General features: G+C 34.5%; 18 protein-coding genes and 1 pseudogene. 7 read left to right on the top strand and 12 right to left on the bottom strand.

What is annotated here, in order from left to right; translation table 11 throughout:
- The first annotated feature begins 21 nt into the window (after positions 1–21).
- Entirely contained in the window at positions 22–687 is a 666-nt protein-coding gene (locus tag C1724_RS09275) for a hypothetical protein (RefSeq protein WP_102346388.1), read from the top strand.
- A gap of 25 nt (positions 688–712) precedes the next feature.
- Here C1724_RS09275 and C1724_RS09270 read toward each other — a convergent pair whose 3' ends face one another.
- The 7 genes from C1724_RS09270 to C1724_RS09240 all read right to left on the bottom strand — a co-directional run bounded on the left by C1724_RS09270 (position 713) and on the right by C1724_RS09240 (position 6,749).
- The gene (locus C1724_RS09270; RefSeq protein WP_180994203.1) at positions 713–1,081 is read right to left on the bottom strand and encodes a response regulator transcription factor; all 369 of its coding nucleotides are present in this window, start codon (positions 1,079–1,081) and stop codon (positions 713–715) included.
- A gap of 223 nt (positions 1,082–1,304) precedes the next feature.
- On the bottom strand, positions 1,305–1,523 hold the full coding sequence (locus tag C1724_RS09265; RefSeq protein ID WP_102346386.1) for a hypothetical protein: 219 nt from the start codon (positions 1,521–1,523) through the stop codon (positions 1,305–1,307).
- 141 nt (positions 1,524–1,664) lie between these two features.
- Positions 1,665–2,129: a hypothetical protein gene (locus tag C1724_RS09260; RefSeq protein WP_102346385.1), complete on the bottom strand. Its 465-nt coding sequence runs from the start codon at positions 2,127–2,129 to the stop codon at positions 1,665–1,667.
- 169 nt (positions 2,130–2,298) lie between these two features.
- Positions 2,299–2,679, bottom strand: a complete 381-nt coding sequence (locus tag C1724_RS09255; RefSeq protein ID WP_102346384.1) for a carboxymuconolactone decarboxylase family protein — start codon at positions 2,677–2,679, stop codon at positions 2,299–2,301.
- Between the two features lie 51 nt (positions 2,680–2,730).
- The gene (locus C1724_RS09250; RefSeq protein ID WP_102346383.1) at positions 2,731–4,386 is read right to left on the bottom strand and encodes a thiamine pyrophosphate-binding protein; all 1,656 of its coding nucleotides are present in this window, start codon (positions 4,384–4,386) and stop codon (positions 2,731–2,733) included.
- A 14-nt stretch (positions 4,387–4,400) separates the two neighbouring features.
- On the bottom strand, positions 4,401–6,002 hold the full coding sequence (locus tag C1724_RS09245) for an ATP-binding protein (RefSeq protein ID WP_102346382.1): 1,602 nt from the start codon (positions 6,000–6,002) through the stop codon (positions 4,401–4,403).
- A 327-nt stretch (positions 6,003–6,329) separates the two neighbouring features.
- Positions 6,330–6,749 carry a CHRD domain-containing protein gene (locus C1724_RS09240; RefSeq protein WP_102346381.1) on the bottom strand — a complete coding sequence of 140 codons (420 nt, stop codon included), beginning with the start codon at positions 6,747–6,749 and terminating at the stop codon, positions 6,330–6,332.
- A 313-nt stretch (positions 6,750–7,062) separates the two neighbouring features.
- Between C1724_RS09240 and C1724_RS09235 the strand changes: the two genes are divergently transcribed.
- The gene (locus C1724_RS09235) at positions 7,063–7,341 is read left to right on the top strand and encodes a phospholipase (protein ID WP_102346380.1); all 279 of its coding nucleotides are present in this window, start codon (positions 7,063–7,065) and stop codon (positions 7,339–7,341) included.
- 368 nt (positions 7,342–7,709) lie between these two features.
- Positions 7,710–9,176: an aldehyde dehydrogenase gene (locus C1724_RS09230; RefSeq protein WP_102346379.1), complete on the top strand. Its 1,467-nt coding sequence runs from the start codon at positions 7,710–7,712 to the stop codon at positions 9,174–9,176.
- A 91-nt stretch (positions 9,177–9,267) separates the two neighbouring features.
- Here C1724_RS09230 and C1724_RS09225 read toward each other — a convergent pair whose 3' ends face one another.
- From C1724_RS09225 to mraY, 5 genes and pseudogenes are all read right to left on the bottom strand, one after another.
- Positions 9,268–9,471 (bottom strand): hypothetical protein, encoded by a 204-nt coding sequence (locus tag C1724_RS09225; RefSeq protein WP_102346378.1) that lies wholly within the window; start codon positions 9,469–9,471, stop codon positions 9,268–9,270.
- A 289-nt stretch (positions 9,472–9,760) separates the two neighbouring features.
- Positions 9,761–10,303, bottom strand: a complete 543-nt coding sequence (locus C1724_RS09220; protein ID WP_180994202.1) for a flavin reductase family protein — start codon at positions 10,301–10,303, stop codon at positions 9,761–9,763.
- A 161-nt stretch (positions 10,304–10,464) separates the two neighbouring features.
- Positions 10,465–11,090, bottom strand: a pseudogene (locus C1724_RS09215) (Sir2 family NAD-dependent protein deacetylase).
- Positions 11,091–11,215: 125 nt separating this feature from the next.
- Positions 11,216–11,782 carry an MOSC domain-containing protein gene (locus C1724_RS09210; RefSeq protein ID WP_102346376.1) on the bottom strand — a complete coding sequence of 189 codons (567 nt, stop codon included), beginning with the start codon at positions 11,780–11,782 and terminating at the stop codon, positions 11,216–11,218.
- A gap of 108 nt (positions 11,783–11,890) precedes the next feature.
- On the bottom strand, positions 11,891–12,838 hold the full coding sequence (gene mraY, locus C1724_RS09205) for a phospho-N-acetylmuramoyl-pentapeptide-transferase (protein ID WP_180994201.1): 948 nt from the start codon (positions 12,836–12,838) through the stop codon (positions 11,891–11,893).
- A gap of 255 nt (positions 12,839–13,093) precedes the next feature.
- Between mraY and C1724_RS09200 the strand changes: the two genes are divergently transcribed.
- The 4 genes from C1724_RS09200 (at position 13,094) to C1724_RS09185 (ending at position 17,485) form a co-directional block, all read left to right on the top strand.
- Positions 13,094–13,834: a hypothetical protein gene (locus C1724_RS09200; protein WP_102346374.1), complete on the top strand. Its 741-nt coding sequence runs from the start codon at positions 13,094–13,096 to the stop codon at positions 13,832–13,834.
- Between the two features lie 254 nt (positions 13,835–14,088).
- Complete coding sequence (locus tag C1724_RS09195; RefSeq protein ID WP_102346373.1) at positions 14,089–14,862, top strand: DNA-methyltransferase; 774 nt, start codon at positions 14,089–14,091, stop codon at positions 14,860–14,862.
- A 25-nt stretch (positions 14,863–14,887) separates the two neighbouring features.
- Positions 14,888–15,970, top strand: a complete 1,083-nt coding sequence (locus C1724_RS09190; protein WP_102346372.1) for a DNA cytosine methyltransferase — start codon at positions 14,888–14,890, stop codon at positions 15,968–15,970.
- Between the two features lie 240 nt (positions 15,971–16,210).
- Positions 16,211–17,485, top strand: coding sequence for an MFS transporter (locus C1724_RS09185; RefSeq protein ID WP_102346371.1), 1,275 nt, complete (start codon positions 16,211–16,213; stop codon positions 17,483–17,485).
- The last annotated feature ends 98 nt before the right edge of the window (positions 17,486–17,583 follow it).

The following is a 17,583-nucleotide window of genomic DNA, read 5'->3' as shown; positions in this document are numbered from 1 at the left end:
AAAATATTGATTGGAGAACAGATGGCAGAAATATGGATTCAGGAAGAAAAACTTACTGATACATTTTTAGATAATATCGGTCATTATATAAAAATCGAAGGGAATACACAATCCATATATTTTATAAATGAGTGCTCTGAAGAAGACAATTATGTAGATAGGAACCGTAGGTTTTTACAAGATTTCTTATTATTTCAAAACAGATATCCTATATATGTTACCTTCGTATCATATGATGATAATACTGAAGACTTTATCACTTTATTTAAAAAAAATAGTATAGATTATGAATTAAATTTTCTTCAGGAACAAAGGACATATTATACCCTATTTCAAAAACATAAATATCATCCACCATGTTTTACGGTAACGATCATGGAACCACGCTCATTATTACTTACGATCGAAGAAACCTACTGGCTACCTGCTCAGAATGAGTTTTACGCTATTTCATATTCTGACAATTTATTATTTCAGTTAGCAAGGGTAAAAGAATGGGGGAGAGTAAAGGAACGTTCCATACCATGCTTTTTTACAGGGGTGGAAAACACGTTTATAACTTTATTCCATGATGGAGATGGATTTTATTTATATTCTAACGAGGAGAGGTATTCAACAATAGGGAATTTATGCTCTCAATTACCCAGAGGTACGATTATTGCACAGATTAATGATTCCGTATTGTAAATTTAAAAAAGAGCAACCAGTTTATTCAGTTGCTCTCTTGCCTATTATTTAGTATTTGATTGACTTCCGTAACAACTGTACTTGGACTGAATGGCTTAGATATAAAAGCATTTGCTCCTAAACTGAACCCACGTTTGTGATCGCTCTCCCCGCTTTGTGCCGTCAACAAAATAACAGGGGTATTTTTTACTTTCCTTATTTCTTCTAGAACGGTAAACCCATCTTTACCAGGCATAAATACATCTAGTATGATTAAGTCATAATTCTCTTGTAGTGACTTTTCTAATCCATCGTTTCCATTGGCAACAATATCAACAATATATGATTCCCGTTCTAAATAAAGCCTTAATAAGTTACTAAGTCTAATCTCGTCTTCTGCAATTAATATCTTCAAACCTAGCAAAACCCCCGATACTTTATTGTATAATTATTATTTTACATGAAAATGCGCTTTTGCCTATAGTGATAGTAAAAACATTTTTGTTTACAACAAAAGAATGCACATAGAAGATATATCTAACATGTGCATTCTTTTTAATTAATATGTTTTCAAAATTAAGAATAAACTGCATGGCTCTTTAACTAGCATCTTTTACAATAACAGGGGTGGAAATTCTTTACCGTTTTTTCTTTTTTGATTGATCAATAACAGGGGCTTTTTTGTTAACTTTTTCTAAAATAATTTGTACATGGACACTCTTTTCATCGATAGGGTGAACGCTTGATACTTTACCCTTCCGACCTTTAATCTTAAGATCTTCGTTTACGGAAGGAACCTGATTAAGTAGCTGACTTAATAAAAGATTTTTGTTTTCGAAAAAATGAACACTGTACATGGTCTCACCTATTTTCATATAGTATTAGTTACAAAAGATTATTTTGTAGTCTCTATATAAATATTTGATGGTAATTAAATTTAGACCAAGCTATTTTTATTATCGGAGAGAAGCATGAACTTGTTCCACTAAAGCTGAGTTTTATTGTGTGGATTCTTTTTTATCTGTTTTGAATAAGCTTTTCGAAACAGAATTAAGCTTATTTAAAAATCTGTTAAATCCGAAACCAACAAAAAAGGCGATACTTATTTGGGCATAGGGTGCATCTTTATAATCGGTAAACTCAATAAACAGGATGCCACTTTGTATTAAAGTCACTGCAATAATGGCTGTTCCTGTTGCAAAAATGGGATAAAAAATGTACATAATCCACTCTCTATAATTGGTTAATTCATCTTCAATATAGTGAGAACAAAACATGTAAAGATGACGTAAAGAAGCACCTATTGATCCGGCAAAGAAATAATACAAAAAGATTTTTATATCAGAAATGTATGGAAAGACTTTTTCTATAGCTCCCGTCCACAAGGCACCGACAGCTAAAAAGCTTCCAAAGAACAGTAGGGAAAGATAAGTTAGAATAACTATCTTTAACCATCTTTTCAAAACTAATCACCTCTGTCTCAGATGATTTATTGTATGAGATATGAAGATAGATGTGAGAACAACTTAAAATGATAGCGATTGAGGTGAGAATGAGTGGTTGAATCAAGGTGGAGAAGTAACACAACATAAATGAAGTGGAAAGGGGAAGAGTGACGAAATCTTATATGCATCACTCTTCAACTTCTTTATTATTTAGAATTATTTTTTCAAAAAGCTGAATGGCTTTAATTACTTTTGGAAATCCCGTATAGGGAATGCAATGTAATATAATGCTTTGAATTTCTTCGTTAGATAATCCAATATGTTTGGCAGAATGTAAATGCAATTGCAGTGCTTCTGTTTCTCCATGTGAAACTAAAGAGGAGATAGTGATACAAATTTTCTCCCTTTCCGATAATGCAGGTATAGAATAAATATCACCAAATGCAAATTCAGTTATAAGATCTGCTAATAATGGGGTATTGGTTCTTAATTTTTCAACAGCCTCCACCCCTAATTCGCCAGAATAATGGCGAAGATTATTTAAACCTATATTTGTACGTTTAGACATTCATATCCCTCCTATCACTGAAAATCATGAATTTACGAGAATCGTGCAGTATTATGCATCTCTTTTTAAAGTTGGGGGTACTTCTTCGGGGTCGACCATTATTTCAATGATGGTTGGTCCTTTATTAGTTAATCCCCTTTCAATTGCAAGTTGTATATCACTTTCATTCATACAGCGATATCCATTACAAGAGAATGATTTTGCGAAGGATACAAAATCAACCGTATTTTGATAAATGGCATGGCCAGGACACTGTTGCCAATGTTTCATACCTGTTTCAACCATGTCAAGACCACTGTTATTAAATACAAAGAAAAGAACAGAGGCGCGATGATCTACGGCAGTAGCTATTTCAGTTCCGTGCATTTGCATACAGCCATCACCTGTTATACAAGCAATTGGAGTATTGATGTCTTCACTAGCAATACTAGCGCCAATTGCATATCCGATTCCATTCCCCATTGCAATAAAACGATCATCAAAGAAAAATGTATTAGGTTGATAAACATCAAAATGCTTTACAGCATAATATGCATGGCTGCCAACATCAGCAAATACCTTAGTATGATCAGGCAAATTTTTCCTAATGACCTTAATGGCTGTGACTGATGAAATATAGGGAGTAGACTGTTTGTCTTCTTCATAGTCAATTGCAGCAGCTGCCTGTAGGATAGGAATAGGTCGACCTAGATTAACAGGTCTATTAGATTTCATGGTCATCTCTAAAAGAGCTATTAAATTTTCTTTAATATCCCCTGGCACATATGTTGTTGGTCTAGGGATTGACTTACCTACAAAAGTCGGATCATAATCAAAATGAATAACATTTTCTGGATAAAAGGATGAATTAAATCCTGATAAAGACATATCAGTCAATGAAGAACCAATAACTATCATTACATCGACTCCGGATTGTAAAAATAGGTCAGCTTGCTCCGAACCTCCCAATCCATAGCTCCCTAATGAAAGTGGGTGGTTAGTAGGAAAAGTCCCTTTACCACCACCAGTTGTAATCACAGGTACATTCCATCTAGTTGCAAGTTCATAAATTTCCTCGTAGCTATTCGCTGAACGTATTCCTTTTCCAAGTATAAATACCGGATTTTTAGCGGCAGTGATTAATTGGAATACATCATCAATATTTGACGCCTTGGTGGCAGGAATAGATGGAAAGGAAATCTCAAAAGAAGGAATTTCCTCAACTAAGACATCTAAAGGAATTGATAAATGTACCGGCCCCTTTACTCCTGAAAAAGCTTTTTCAACTGCATGCTGGAGATGGGATTGAAAGGAATCGCCTCTTTCAACTCTTCCGCTATACTTGGTTACTGGTTCAAACATCTTAACAAGATTCGACCCAAACTGTGATGAATCTTGACTATAAGACTTTCCGATATTTGCAGCCGAAACTTGACCGGTTAGGAAAAGTACAGGTAGGTTATGTGCCATGGCTTGTCCAGCCGAGGTTAATAAGTTGATTCCGCCGGGTCCAGAAGTAGCAAATGCTACTCCTAGTGTATTTCGCTGCAATGCAAAGCCACTTGCCGCATAACCTGCACCTGTTTCGTGTCTGGTTAACACGAACGTTAAGTTTTGCTTGTTTATTTCCGTTATTAAAGGAACTACAGGACGACCAGGAACTCCAAAAATATGCGAGACATTCCAATTCTTTAGATGTTTAATTAAAATCTCTAGGACTGTTGGCAAGTTTTCTCATCCCTTTACTTGTTTTGTGCAATAATCGGTAGCTTTATTTTAAAAGTTGTTCCTACGTCTTTTTGAGTTTCGACATTTATTAAGCCATTATGATTTTGGATGATTCTTTGACAAACAGATAAACCAAGGCCTGTTCCAGTATTTTTTGTTGTAAAAAATGGAGTGAACAGGTTTTTCAACGTTTCCGAATCGATTCCTTTTCCTTGATCAACAACTGAAATTTCGATCATATTAGTAGATTGACTTTTATTTAGTAGGATCTTAATGACACCACCGTTGCTCATTTCCTCAATAGAATTTTGTATTAAGTTAATAAGTACTTGCTTTATTTGATTTTTATCAATAAAAATAGGAAGTTTTTCACTAATATCATCAAAAAATGAGATCGAAATATTATGTAAGTTTGCTTGACTTTCCATAAATAGGATAGTCTCAACAATTAAGTCTTGAACATAAATCTGTTTACGACTAGGTGCTTCTGGTTTAGATACCATAACAAAATTATTGATTAACTCATTAATTCTCTCTAATTCTGTTCGTATGATATTAAAATATTCCTTCGTTTTTTGATCAGCTAAGTTTGTCTCTAATAGTTGTAAAAATCCGCTAATTGGGGTTAAAGGATTACGAATTTCATGTGCTAATCCTGCACTCAATTTCCCTATAACCGATAGTTTTTCGTTCGCAATAATTTGCTGTTCTAATTCAAAGCGATCTGTAATATCTCTAAATTGGCCAAAAGCTCCTATCATTTGATCCTCATCATAAATAGGTAAGGCATCAAAAAGGCAAACCTTATTAATTTTGCTGTCTTCAAAAAAATGAACTTCAATATTCTCGAATTTCTTGCCTTGAGTAAGTACTTCTTCAAAGTACTTTGAGAAGCCCTCAAAGTTATTAATTTTTTTCCCTATAACCTCATCGCACTTTAAGCTAGTATAATCTTCTGCCACTTTATTAAAATCAGTGATATAGCCTTCTTGATCCGTAATAATAATCCCATTTTTGGTGGAATTAATTAGAATCTGATTAAATAAATCTAATTGCTTATTTTTCTTTCTTAATTCTATTTCTCTCTCAATTGAGTCAACAGCAGAAGATACTAGTCCTAAATGAAAAGATGCGGCTTCTTCTAAAGATGTCATTAATGTTATTGTTCCAGTTAAACCATTACCTAAAATGAACTTGCAGCTTGAACATGAGAAGTTATACAATACGTGATGGAAATGGTCTGTCCCTTTTACTTGTATTGGTTGGTTATGATGTAAGCAAAGAAAAATTGAGTTCGTACCAGCATATTTTTCATCAAAACTAAAACCTTCTTTGATGCCGATCTGTTCCTTTATATCGTTACTGCCAATAACATTTAAAATATTACACTCGTCATCTGAAATTAATACTATGGCGGGAATATCATTCAAGAAGAAGAATAACTTCTTCACGAAATATTCTGTTAGATTAATGAGATCAGAATACATGTCTTGTCTATGTTTTAAATCTTGTTTATTAAGAACTGTTACATGCTCTGGCGAAGACAAAGGATCAATTCCATAGTAATGCTCACAATTATACTTGGAATTGATAATATACCAAGGTTCTGTTTTCATTTGGATAACATTTCCTTCCTTATCCCAAAATAGTAAAATATATAATTAAAATAACTATAATATATCGTTAAGAAAAAGGATGTCGAAATATGTAGAAAGTTATTTAGTGAATTTAAAATTTTGTTGAAATTACAGAAAATAATTGTAATCCTCTGGGTTTTTTTATAGTAATAAGGAACTAGGTTAAAAGTATCATAGAATAATTTATAGGTAAGTAATCAGAATTTTTAATTGATGACACTATTATTTAGATCAGAAGAACAGAAGTAAGGACCGTAAATGGGTCCTTACTTTTATTATCTATAAATTTTCTCCACTTTAAAGGTTCTAATTAGAATACCGTTGTATTTGGCCGCGTATTTCTCCGTCAGGATTTTGTGCTGTGTGCACATTTACATACGTTTTTCCATCTTTCATTAGGTCTAACAACACACTTAGAGGTTTTCCTTGTAATGGACCAACAAGGTCATCCTTAGTAATAACTCCATCTACTGTACCTTTTCTTACACTTATATCTGGATTAGCAGGACCGAATAGGAAGGCTACAACGGGACCATTGAAACCTCTTCTGCCTATGTGAATATGCGCTTGTGTAAAGTTCTCGAGATCATTCACAGTTAATTGATAGGCCATTCTTCGTTCATCCTTGCTAACTTTAAATTTAACCAGACCTTCAGCGCTTGTACGAACTGGTGGCACTTCTTCCGAACCGCTTAATCTTGCAAAGAAAAGTTGATTGTTTTCCATTTTTGTCCTCCATTAATTGCATATTATAATACATTTTATTTTCATGGTGCTGTTTTGCTTGGACGTTTTCACTAGTAAAGTAATTAAATATATTGCGATAAGTTGTATTATTTTCCGGAATTTTTGATCATTGCGGAAGGTAGAATAGTTATTATTTAGAAAGTTGAAATTTAATTTATAGAATAAGAAGGAGATAGTGGATCCTGTAAAGTATATAGAAGCCTTTTTACATGTGGACTAGGTTAACAAAATATACAAACTTATATTAGTCTTCATACATATAAATTAGTAGGAAGAAGGGAGGTGTTTTAAAATGGACGTACTAAAAAGAAGGCGTGGACTATGTATATTTCCAGGTTATAGATGGTGTGGACCAGGCTGCAGTGGACCGGGTGCCCCAATCAATGATGTTGATGGTTGTTGTAAAATACATGATAAATGTCTAAGAACTAGAAAATCTCAATGTCAATGTGATCAGGAATTTCTGGAATGTCTTAGGCCAAAAATGAGCCGCCACTCGGATAAAGGAAAGAAAGCAACAATTATGTATGGCTACATGAAAGTTCAAACACTATTCACTTGTAAAAAATGAGAATGAACACGATAGTAGTAATACATATCGTATTCATATCATTTAATTGCCAAAACCTTGCAGTAATACTGCGAGGTTTTGATTTTTATAGTATTAATGGATCAATTATATCGAAATGTCCCAAATTGTCACAAAATTTTCAAAAAATTATACAAAATTTAAAATATTTAATTGCAACAGTTTTAGAAATGTTGTATATTATGAATAGTTTGAATTTTCGAATCTAACAATATGATTTGAAAGTTCTTAGTTTAATAGTTTTACATACATCCTAGACACCGCTAAAAACTAAATGTAATTAATCAATCAATCCGTTTTTTATAAAGAGATATTAAGGATTGATAAAAAAATAGGAGGAGGCTGTTATTATGAGTACACAAGAAGTAAAAGTAGAAAAGTCAGTTGATAGTTTACACTTTATTAATGGAGAGTATGTTCCTTCACTTTCAGGTAAGGTTGCAGACAATATTAATCCAGCAACAGAAGAAGTTATTAGCTATATTGCGCAAGGTGGAAAAGAGGAAGTAGACGCTGCTGTAGCTGCTGCTAAAAGAGCGTTAAAAGGCCCTTGGAAAAAGTTTACGTTGGATCAAAGAATTGCAGTAATTCGTAAAATTGGCGATATTATTTTAGAAAGAAAAGATGAGCTTGCTCGTCTTGAATCATTAGATACTGGTAAACCAATTTGGTTATCTAGCAGTATAGACATTCCAAGAGGTGCGTTTAACTTCCACTTCTTTGCAGATTACCTTCGTTCAATGGGAACAGAAGCATACCAAACAGACGATACTGCTATTAACTATTCTGTTCGTCGTCCTGTTGGCGTAGTTGGGATTATCAGTCCTTGGAATCTACCATTATTACTAATGACTTGGAAACTTGCACCTGCTCTTGCAGCTGGAAATACGGTTGTTATCAAACCAGCTAGTTTAACTCCAACTACAGCAACTCTTATTGGGGAAATTTGTAAAGAAGCTGGCGTGCCAGATGGCGTAGTAAACGTTGTTAACGGTTCTGGTAGCGTAGTAGGGACTGCTTTAACTGAGCATAAAGATGTGGATGCGATTACATTCACAGGTGAAACAGTAACTGGCCAAACAATTATGGCTTCAGCGTCTAAAACATTGAAAAAGCTTTCATATGAGCTTGGTGGGAAAAATCCAAATATCATTTTCGCGGACTCTGATTTAGATGAAGTTATTGAAACTACATTAAAATCAAGCTTTATCAACCAAGGTGAAGTTTGCCTATGTGGTTCAAGAATCTATGTAGAGCGCGCTGCATATGATGAGTTCCTTGAGAAGTTTGTTGCTAAAACAAAAGAAATGGTAGTGGGTGATCCTTTCGATCCAAAAACAAAGGTTGGTGCTTTAATTGGTAAAGGACACTATGAAACAGTTCTTAAGTATATTGAATTAGCTAAAGAAGAAGGCGGAACAATCCTTACAGGTGGCAAGCGTCCTGAAGGTTTAGATAAAGGTTACTATATAGAGCCTACTATTATTACTGGACTTGATCGTACTTGTCGCGTTGTTAAAGAAGAAATCTTTGGTCCAGTTGTAACGGTTATTCCATTTGACAGTGAAGAAGAAGTTCTTGATCAAGTTAATGACACAGAATATGGTTTAAGTGCATCAATTTGGACAAATGACTTACGCCGTGCACATCGTGTTGCTCAAGAAGTTGAAGCAGGTATTATCTGGGTTAACACTTGGTTCTTACGCGATCTTCGTACACCGTTTGGCGGTATGAAACAAAGTGGTATCGGTCGTGAAGGCGGAATGCACAGCTTTGAGTTCTATTCAGAGTTATCAAATATTTGTATTAAACTATAAAATACAATTACTTAAAGAACAGGGGAAAGGGTCAATAAATCATCGGGCCCTTTCCTTTTTTTACAGGTAAATTCCAGTTCTTCACTATAAATTAGTCATCATTTTTACCAAAACGATCATCCATTTCTATGTCATCCCGTAAAACATCTCTTTTTGGCCGCTTTCCCCAAAAGAACCCCCATGGGTCTCTTCGCGGATAATCATCTTTCTTCCTTTCATGGATAATTTCAACATTTTTAGCATGAATCACTAAATTGTCAACATGGAGTACTTTTTTCTTTTTATGATCAGACATACTAACACCTCCTCTATATGTTAAATCGTTTATATTTTATTCAAACGAATGTCCTAGTGTATGGGCATTTTTCATGTCTTTAGTATTCTTGTTGTGCCAAGTTTCTACTGGAATTCATGAATAATAGGAGAAATAGCAGATTATTTGTAAACAATAATTGTTTATATTCAACAATTTATGTAGAACTTGTATCCTGGATATATGAATAAAACTAAACGGATGATAAATCAAGAAATCTAATTTATCATCCGCTTAGTTTTGTATTCTGGAGGTTTTTACAAAGAATAACTTATATTTTTAAGTTGAATCCTTTTGTAGGTATTTTAATAGCTGGTCTATTATCGAGAAATCCTCTTGCTAGAACCTCGTTAACTGTAACGTTTTTCTTATCACTGTTTAGCATTTCTGCTGTTATGATATCGCCAATGGCAATACCGAAGTCACCGTTATCTATTAAGCTAACTAACTTGCATTCGAAATATCCTACTGCATCAGCTAGGATAGGGCAGCCTGTTTCTCGGTATATAAATTGGTCTTCTCCCAGAGATTTGATATCTTGCTTGCCTTCAAGGAAGAATGCATCATGGAAATCTTTATGATCTTCTGGCACCATTGAAACGGTCCACACGCCTCCTTTCCGTACAATATCGTAGCCTTCAAAGTCTTTAGGAAAGCAAGTTAGCATCCGAGGAGGCTCGTGGGAACATTGGGTACTCCAGCAGCCAAAATGGAAATGGGCTCTTTCTCCATCGCTTGTAGCGATAAACAGACTACCACGGATTCTTTCTTTATAAACGTTGTTTGCAAACTCATTATGTGTTTTAGAGTGCACCAAAATACCTCCCTATATGTAGCAATTTATACTATAATAACATAGCTGTCTAAAAAATTTAAATAATCAAAATAATGACCCTAGTACATTAACACAATTGAACTCCAAAACTGACAATGACTAAAAACCGAGACCTAATGTCCCGGTTTTTACATTTGTTTTCAAAACTCTTCATCAAGTTCAACTAGTAGTGTCCCTATATTTGTATCATTTATCACGAGATCCGCATATGAATCAAAAAGGTTATGATCTCGATTTACTATTACTAGTTTTGAACCATGTTCTTTTGCGATAATTGGGAATTGATTTGCAGGTGAGACTGTTAAAGATGAGCCTAATACGATAAATAATTCAGCCTTTTCTGTTTCTTGTAGTGCAATACGAAAGGCATCCTCGGGTAATGACTCGCCAAACAAGATAATGGATGGACGTAGCACCCCACCACAATTGCAATCATGCTCCTTATTTAAGTACTTTTCACTGCTATATTGGCTGCCGCAAGCCTGGCAGTGTAGCTTTTGCAAAGTACCATGTAGTTCTGCTAAACGAGTTGAACCTGCTGCTGGTGAAAGCCATGAATTAGCCTTCTATTTTCCCAATCTGCGAGTATATAATGTCCTTTATGGGGCTTATATTCATTGATACGAATTACACGTTCTCGATAAAATTCAATAAATTCTTGGACATTATTATTTAAGGCATCGATACTGGCAATTCGACTTGGATCTTTTTGCTTCCACATTCCCTTAGAAGAGCGGAAATCGGGAAGTCCACTTTCGGTGGACATTCCGGCGCCGGTGAATACTACCGTATAATTAGATTGCTGTAACCACTTTTTAACACCAATTATCAACTCTCCTTCCTTAAACTAAATAATTGCATGGCTCATACATCCCCGATTTTGTAATAAAGCTACTGCATAGGGTTGGAATAGTCATTTAAGTAAATTTGAACGGTATCTCCTGTGTAAATTTTACCTGGACGTTCAACAGCACAAACAATACCTCTTCGTTTATATGCTGCCCGAACAAACTGTGTAGCTAAATCAGGTTGATTAACAAAGTGTTGTTGAATGACTTCACCAGGGAATGTACATGGCTGATTTTCACCCATAACAATTAATCCTGTGCTATTTGGAAATAGAATTCTTGAACCTAGCGTTAACCTCGTAAGCTCTGGGAATCCATTTAGCAAAATATTTGCACCAAGCCATTCAGGTAATACCCTCTCAATGCTGAGTTGTGCAGCGATTTTCGCACAATCTTCTTCAGCTAGCATTGTGATTTGTCTCCGATTAAGAATTTCTGTCCCTCTTGGATACATAGGTTGCCTAGAATCTGCAGGAAAGGTTACTCCAAAATGGCGGTCGCCAGGAATGCCGCCAAATTCAAGGTTTACTTCAGTTATACGACGTGTTACAAATGTCTCGGGATTATCTGCTAGAAGTATTGCGTTAACTGTCGCTTCAGCGGTTTTCATTTTATTCCCTCTTTCAGAATTATAGTTGTACTACAATTGTAGCCCTATTTAAGTGATAGTAAAATGATTCCTTTTCAATAAAGGTTGCATCGTTATCAATGAATTTCTTTAAATAAATAAAATAATACTTAAACATGAAAGGGTAAGGTTAATAAGCCAGAACAATTTCACTACTCTTGTTTCATGCCACCCCATTAACTCAAAAGTATGATGTAGTGGTGCCATTTTAAATACACGTTTTTTTCTAATTTTCAAAGAAGTGAGCTGTATTACTACAGAAAGTACCTCGATAAATAGCACTCCACTAATTAGAACAAATAAGAGTTCAGTTTTAGTTATGAAAGCTAATCCTACTAACAAGCCACCTAATGAATGTGATCCAGTATCACCCATAAATACCTTTGCAGGGTTTAAATTAAAAAGTAAAAATCCTAGAATAGCTCCTATGCTAATTACAATGAATAAAAAAACTTGCATGTGATTTAATGTGTAAGAAATAACTGCAAATGGAATTAATGCCGTTAGTACTATACCTGCCAATAATCCATCAAGTCCGTCAGTTACATTAGTTGCATTTACTGTTGTAATTGTAAAAAAAACAAAGAAGATAAAATAAAAGGATTCGAAATTTACAGAGTAAGAAGTGGTTGGGATTTGAATTGAAGTGTTTAATGTTTCGTGGGATAGTTTATAAATAATGATGGAGACAAGTGTTTGTAAAGTTAACTTTTCTCTTACATTTAATCCTAAGCTTCTTTGGAACTTTATTTTTATGACATCGTCAAGAAAACCAATTAAGGCAAATCCAAACGTTAAATAAAGAACGAACATAATGTTCTTGTTAATATCAACAATATAAAGGGTAAGTATTAAGATCGGAATTAAAAATATTAACCCCCCAATTGTCGGAACACCTTGTTTATTTAAATGTGTAGTCGGCCCATCTTCCCGAATGTATTGTTCTATTTGAAATTTTTTTAAATACATAATCAGTAAAGGGGCGACTAATAGTGTAAGAAAGCATGTTGCAAAAAAAATATTTAGGTAGGCAATCACTTTCAGCACCCTTTCAATATGTCTTTATATACTTGTTTACTTAATAATTCGAGGAAAATATACATTTTATGTCTTTTATACTAAAAATATGTAATCTTGTTAGTTCTTCCGCGCCTTTATTTAATAATTAATTGGATATTACTGTAATAGTACCTGAACATTATAAAATTTAAGTTAATGTAACAAAGGTTATGGCTAATTTTAAATTTAAATGGGAATAGTAGGAGAAATTATAATAAAACAGGAGGAGTAGACATGCAAGATGATGCGCTAAATATAGGGTTGAATTTCGGTGTAAGATTCCTTACAAAAAATGTTGCTTATTTTTTAGGTTTATTGATGGCTGATGAGCAGGTCATATTAAATGACGAAAAATACTGGATTGCACCAGTTCGTCATAATCCCAAACAGTTTAATCCAGTGGAGCTGGAAGAACATTATAATATTGTAAAGAGCTTAGCAGTTGAGATCAATAAAGCCGAGTTTACACATTTTATTAGCTACTACAAAGAACGTGGAGTAAAATTTAAGAAGTACAATGCCGGTAAAGATGGGTTTGTGACGCTTTTTAAACAAGAAGAAGTTGAGTATTCATTGGATGATTTAATAGACGATATCTCATTTGGATTACAAAATGGATCATCTTCTATCAAAAGAGCGTTTCTTGTTGGTGTGTTTGATGGAAGAAGTTCTTACGATAAAACATATAAATTTATCGCAATGGATATCGAAAATGATAGCCTTATAGAACTGCTAGGAGGTATACTGGGTAGCAGAGGGATTGAGGCGAAAATAAACAATTCTCTAAATGCAAGAAAAAGAGATAATCTAAAAGCAAAGCCTAGAAAAGGTCAAATTAGAATTAAATATGAAGAATTTTTAAGTAAAATAGGTTTTATCTCACCAATTCGCTTTGGAAAAGCTACTGTTGATTTTACAGAAAATCAGCTAACACAATTTGATGAATTGTTACCTGGATTAAAAATTATTAAATAAATGAGCTGAAACATCGAATACAAAAAAGTTCTAATCCTATTTATTTTGGTCCTCTATACAGTTTGGAAACGTTTTGGAAGGTATTCTGTTATACCCTAAATCTATATTTAATGATAAAATGGTAAAAGGATTTATATTTGCTAAATAACAAACTATTTTTTAAAAATAAGAACGGTCGATTTGGAGCTGATGAGTATAATTCAGCTTTTTTTATTTAAATCAGCAGATGTAATATAATAGGCAGGTGATGTTAGATGCAAGATGAAAATGATTTTATACAAATAAAAAACAATGACTGTATTACTGAACTTAAGCTTATAGAAGATGATTCGGTTGACTTAATTATAACGGACCCACCCTATAATCTTGGAAACTTTATGCGTGATCGCCAAACAAATTTAAAACAAATGAGAGATAACTTTTTTGGTGCAGCTGGCTGGGATGATTTGGAATATGAGGAATGGGTGGAGGGAATGAACCAATTTTTTGAGCAAGCGAATCGTGTCTTAAAAAAGAAGGGTTCATTAATAATGTTCATGTCGTTAATGAAACTTGAAACGATTATTAGCCTTTCAGCTCAGCATAAATTTTATTACAAGACAACAGGCATATGGCATAAGACGAATCCAATGCCGCGAAACATGAACTTGCATTTTATTAATTCGACAGAAGCGTGGTTGTATTTCGTAAACGAATCTAAAACAGGTACCTTTAATAATAATGGACAAGCAGTTCATGATTTTATCGAAACTTCTGTAACCCCCAAAAATGAAAAAGAATTTGGCAAACATCCAACCCAAAAGCCAGAAGCGCTTTTTGAGCATTTTGTTGAAAAATTAACCAATCCAGGTGAGACGGTTATGGACCCGTTCATGGGCAGTGGAACAGCAGGCGTAGTCAGTAAGCGTCTAGGACGAAGGTTTATCGGTATTGAATTAAATTCGGGCTACTATGAAATATCTAAACGGAGAATTGAAAACACAGAGCTGGACGTTAATCTATTTAATGTCGATTCTATTAGTCTATAAAATAAATACATCTAGGTGATTAGCAATGTTAAATATGATTGATTTATTTTCAGGTGTAGGTGGCTTGTCCTATGGGTTTGAGACGTTAGGGTTTAACGTTGTTGTTGCGAATGAAATTGATTCAGAAATTGCAACGGCCTATGAAAATAATCATAAAGGTGCAAAAGTAATTAATGAAGATATTACGAAACTAGATATAGCAAGTGTGTTTGGGGAACAAAAGGGTCGAGTCCAGTTAATTGTCGGTGGACCACCTTGCCAAGGCTTTTCACAAAAAGGTTCAAGAAACATTCTTGGGGATGAAAGAAATTTCTTGTTCAGGTATTATTTTGATGTTGTAAAGTTCTTAAAGCCACAATATTTCTTGATTGAAAATGTCCCCAATATTTTGACTGCTAATAAAGGTTCATTCAAGACAGAAATTTATTCACTCTTCGAAGAAATCGGATATAAAATGGATTCTGCCATCCTTAATGCTTCTAATTTTGGTGTACCACAAATTAGGAGAAGAGCTTTTATTTTAGGAAAATTAGGGGGAAGTCCGCTAACGCTTCCTATGGGATTAGCTGAACCTGTTTCAGTATGGGATGCGATTAGTGATTTAGCATTTTTAGACTCTGGAGAAGGTGAATTCGTTCAGGATTATATATATGAGCCACAATCGATGTATCAAATTAGGATGCGGGAACAAGGAGAAAAGCTTTATAATCATGTAGCAACTAAGCATTCGGCTCTTGCGATGGAACGAATGCAGCTTATTCCGCCTGAAAAGGGAAGAGAAGTCTTACCAAATGAACATTTAACAAAATCAATATACAGCGGTACGTGGACACGTATGGTTAGAAATGAGCCCTCCGTCACGATCACAACTCGATTTGATACCCCATCCTCGGGGAAATTTACCCATCCATTTCTACATCGGGCGATTACTGTTCGTGAGGCGGCACGGATTCAATCTTTTCCTGATCATTTCATTTTTAGTGGTTCAAAAACTGCACAAATGAAACAAGTTGGAAATGCTGTACCGCCCTTACTTGCAAAGGCAATTGCTGAAGTAATCTTGAAAGATGTACAAAAGACTGAGAGCGTTGAGCTTATAGAAAATTAGGGTTTCGCTTAATGGTTAAGGAAGTTGTAGAGTAGAAGTAAAAAAAAGTAGGTACCTAATTGTATTAAAGCTGTCAAGAATGGCAGCTTTTCTTTGGGCTATTTACTATTTTGAAATAAGATAGTTAAGAAAATTCAAAAAAAATTTCATGTAAGCGATACCAAAATAAAAAAATTAACCATTTAAGTTTTTATGGGAGTATAATATATCCATGTGTGAAATAGTGGGAGGCGTCACATCATGGAAAAGCAAGATAGTCGATATAGATGGCTTGTTTTATTTATTGTATTATTTACGTATTGTATAATTGTCAGTCAAAGAACTGCTCCAGGGTTAATTACAGATCAGTTGATGGAAAAATTTACTGTTACTGCATCCACCATGGGGTTGATTGCAAGTATCCAATTTTTAGCTTATTCGGGCTTACAAATACCCGTTGGGCTTTTCTCGGATCGGTATGGACCCAATCTTTTCTTCATTAGTGGGGCCATGTTTTCGGGTGTGGGTACATTACTATATAGTACAGCTCCTAATGCTGGGGTTTTATTATTTTCGAGGATATTGGTTGGAGTTGGTGATGCTACAATTTGGGTATGCTTAGTTCTAATTCTAAGCCAATGGTTTAGAGCCCAAGAGTTTAGTAATTTGCTTGGTTTTGCTGGGATTAGTGGTAATCTTGGATTCTTATTGGCTACTTATCCATTTTCGGCCTGGATCGCTTTAACTGGGTGGAGACAATCATTTTTTATAACAGGATTAACAATTTTTGTACTAGGAGTTTTGCTTTATTTTATTCTTATTCATTTTCCAAGACGCATTGTGACTGATCCACCTGTATTAATAAAAAAGGAGCAGAAACAAGAGAAGATCTCAAAACAGCTGGTTAGATTAATTAAAGAACGACAGGCTTGGGCCACCTTCTTAAGTCATTATGGTATCGTTGGAACTTATATTGGATTCATTGGTTCATGGGCTGTTCCGTATGGTATGGAAATGTATGACCTTACACGTTCACAATCAAGCCAACTAATCATGATTGGACTTATAGGTGGGCTTATTGGATCCGCTATACTTCCCTATATAACAAACAGAATGGGTTCGGTGAAAAGACCTTTGTTAGTCGTTCATATCGCAGTTTTCCTTAGTTGGATCACTTTTCTTCTTTTAAATGGAAAACCAACGTTGTTTCTACTATACTTTTTATTTTTGATTCTAGGTTTTGGTAGTGGGTCTGCACCGTTAACTTTCGTAGCCATCCGCCAGTATTTTGATATTAAAGAAGTCGGTGTAGCTTCCGGCTTTGCCAATACCGGAGGTTTTTTAAGTGCTGTCCTACTGCCAAGTTTCTTCGGAAGTGTCTTAGACCATTACTCAGGCTCAATTGTTGTTGGATATCACTATGGTTTTATTATTCCAATAGTATTCTCGTGTTGTGGATTAATAGGAGGATTTATGCTTAAGGAACGTACTCGAGCAGTTGATGAAAATAAGAAATCTAGAAAATTAGTGGGATAAATTTAGTAATCAAACGATCATAACTAAAGCCTGAGGGTGTTTCTTTGCCTTCAGGCTTTTTATCATTTGTATTTAATTTAAGAGGGGTATAGGGGATC

This window comes from Bacillus sp. Marseille-P3661, from assembly GCF_900240995.1.
Taxonomy (GTDB): Bacteria; Bacillota; Bacilli; order Bacillales; family Bacillaceae_J; genus OESV01.
This window is presented reverse-complemented; position numbering and strand designations above follow the sequence as displayed.

What these genes read in the sequence shown, in the direction of transcription:
- C1724_RS09275 (WP_102346388.1), top strand. Translation starts at nt 22, where the DNA reads ATGGCAGAAATATGGATTCAGGAAGAAAAACTTACTGATACATTTTTA.
- C1724_RS09265 (WP_102346386.1), bottom strand. Translation starts at nt 1,523, where the DNA reads ATGTACAGTGTTCATTTTTTCGAAAACAAAAATCTTTTATTAAGTCAG.
- C1724_RS09255 (WP_102346384.1), bottom strand. Translation starts at nt 2,679, where the DNA reads ATGTCTAAACGTACAAATATAGGTTTAAATAATCTTCGCCATTATTCT.
- C1724_RS09245 (WP_102346382.1), bottom strand. Translation starts at nt 6,002, where the DNA reads ATGAAAACAGAACCTTGGTATATTATCAATTCCAAGTATAATTGTGAG.
- C1724_RS09240 (WP_102346381.1), bottom strand. Translation starts at nt 6,749, where the DNA reads ATGGAAAACAATCAACTTTTCTTTGCAAGATTAAGCGGTTCGGAAGAA.
- C1724_RS09235 (WP_102346380.1), top strand. Translation starts at nt 7,063, where the DNA reads ATGGACGTACTAAAAAGAAGGCGTGGACTATGTATATTTCCAGGTTAT.
- C1724_RS09230 (WP_102346379.1), top strand. Translation starts at nt 7,710, where the DNA reads ATGAGTACACAAGAAGTAAAAGTAGAAAAGTCAGTTGATAGTTTACAC.
- C1724_RS09225 (WP_102346378.1), bottom strand. Translation starts at nt 9,471, where the DNA reads ATGTCTGATCATAAAAAGAAAAAAGTACTCCATGTTGACAATTTAGTG.
- C1724_RS09210 (WP_102346376.1), bottom strand. Translation starts at nt 11,782, where the DNA reads ATGAAAACCGCTGAAGCGACAGTTAACGCAATACTTCTAGCAGATAAT.
- C1724_RS09200 (WP_102346374.1), top strand. Translation starts at nt 13,094, where the DNA reads ATGCAAGATGATGCGCTAAATATAGGGTTGAATTTCGGTGTAAGATTC.
- C1724_RS09195 (WP_102346373.1), top strand. Translation starts at nt 14,089, where the DNA reads ATGCAAGATGAAAATGATTTTATACAAATAAAAAACAATGACTGTATT.
- C1724_RS09190 (WP_102346372.1), top strand. Translation starts at nt 14,888, where the DNA reads ATGTTAAATATGATTGATTTATTTTCAGGTGTAGGTGGCTTGTCCTAT.
- C1724_RS09185 (WP_102346371.1), top strand. Translation starts at nt 16,211, where the DNA reads ATGGAAAAGCAAGATAGTCGATATAGATGGCTTGTTTTATTTATTGTA.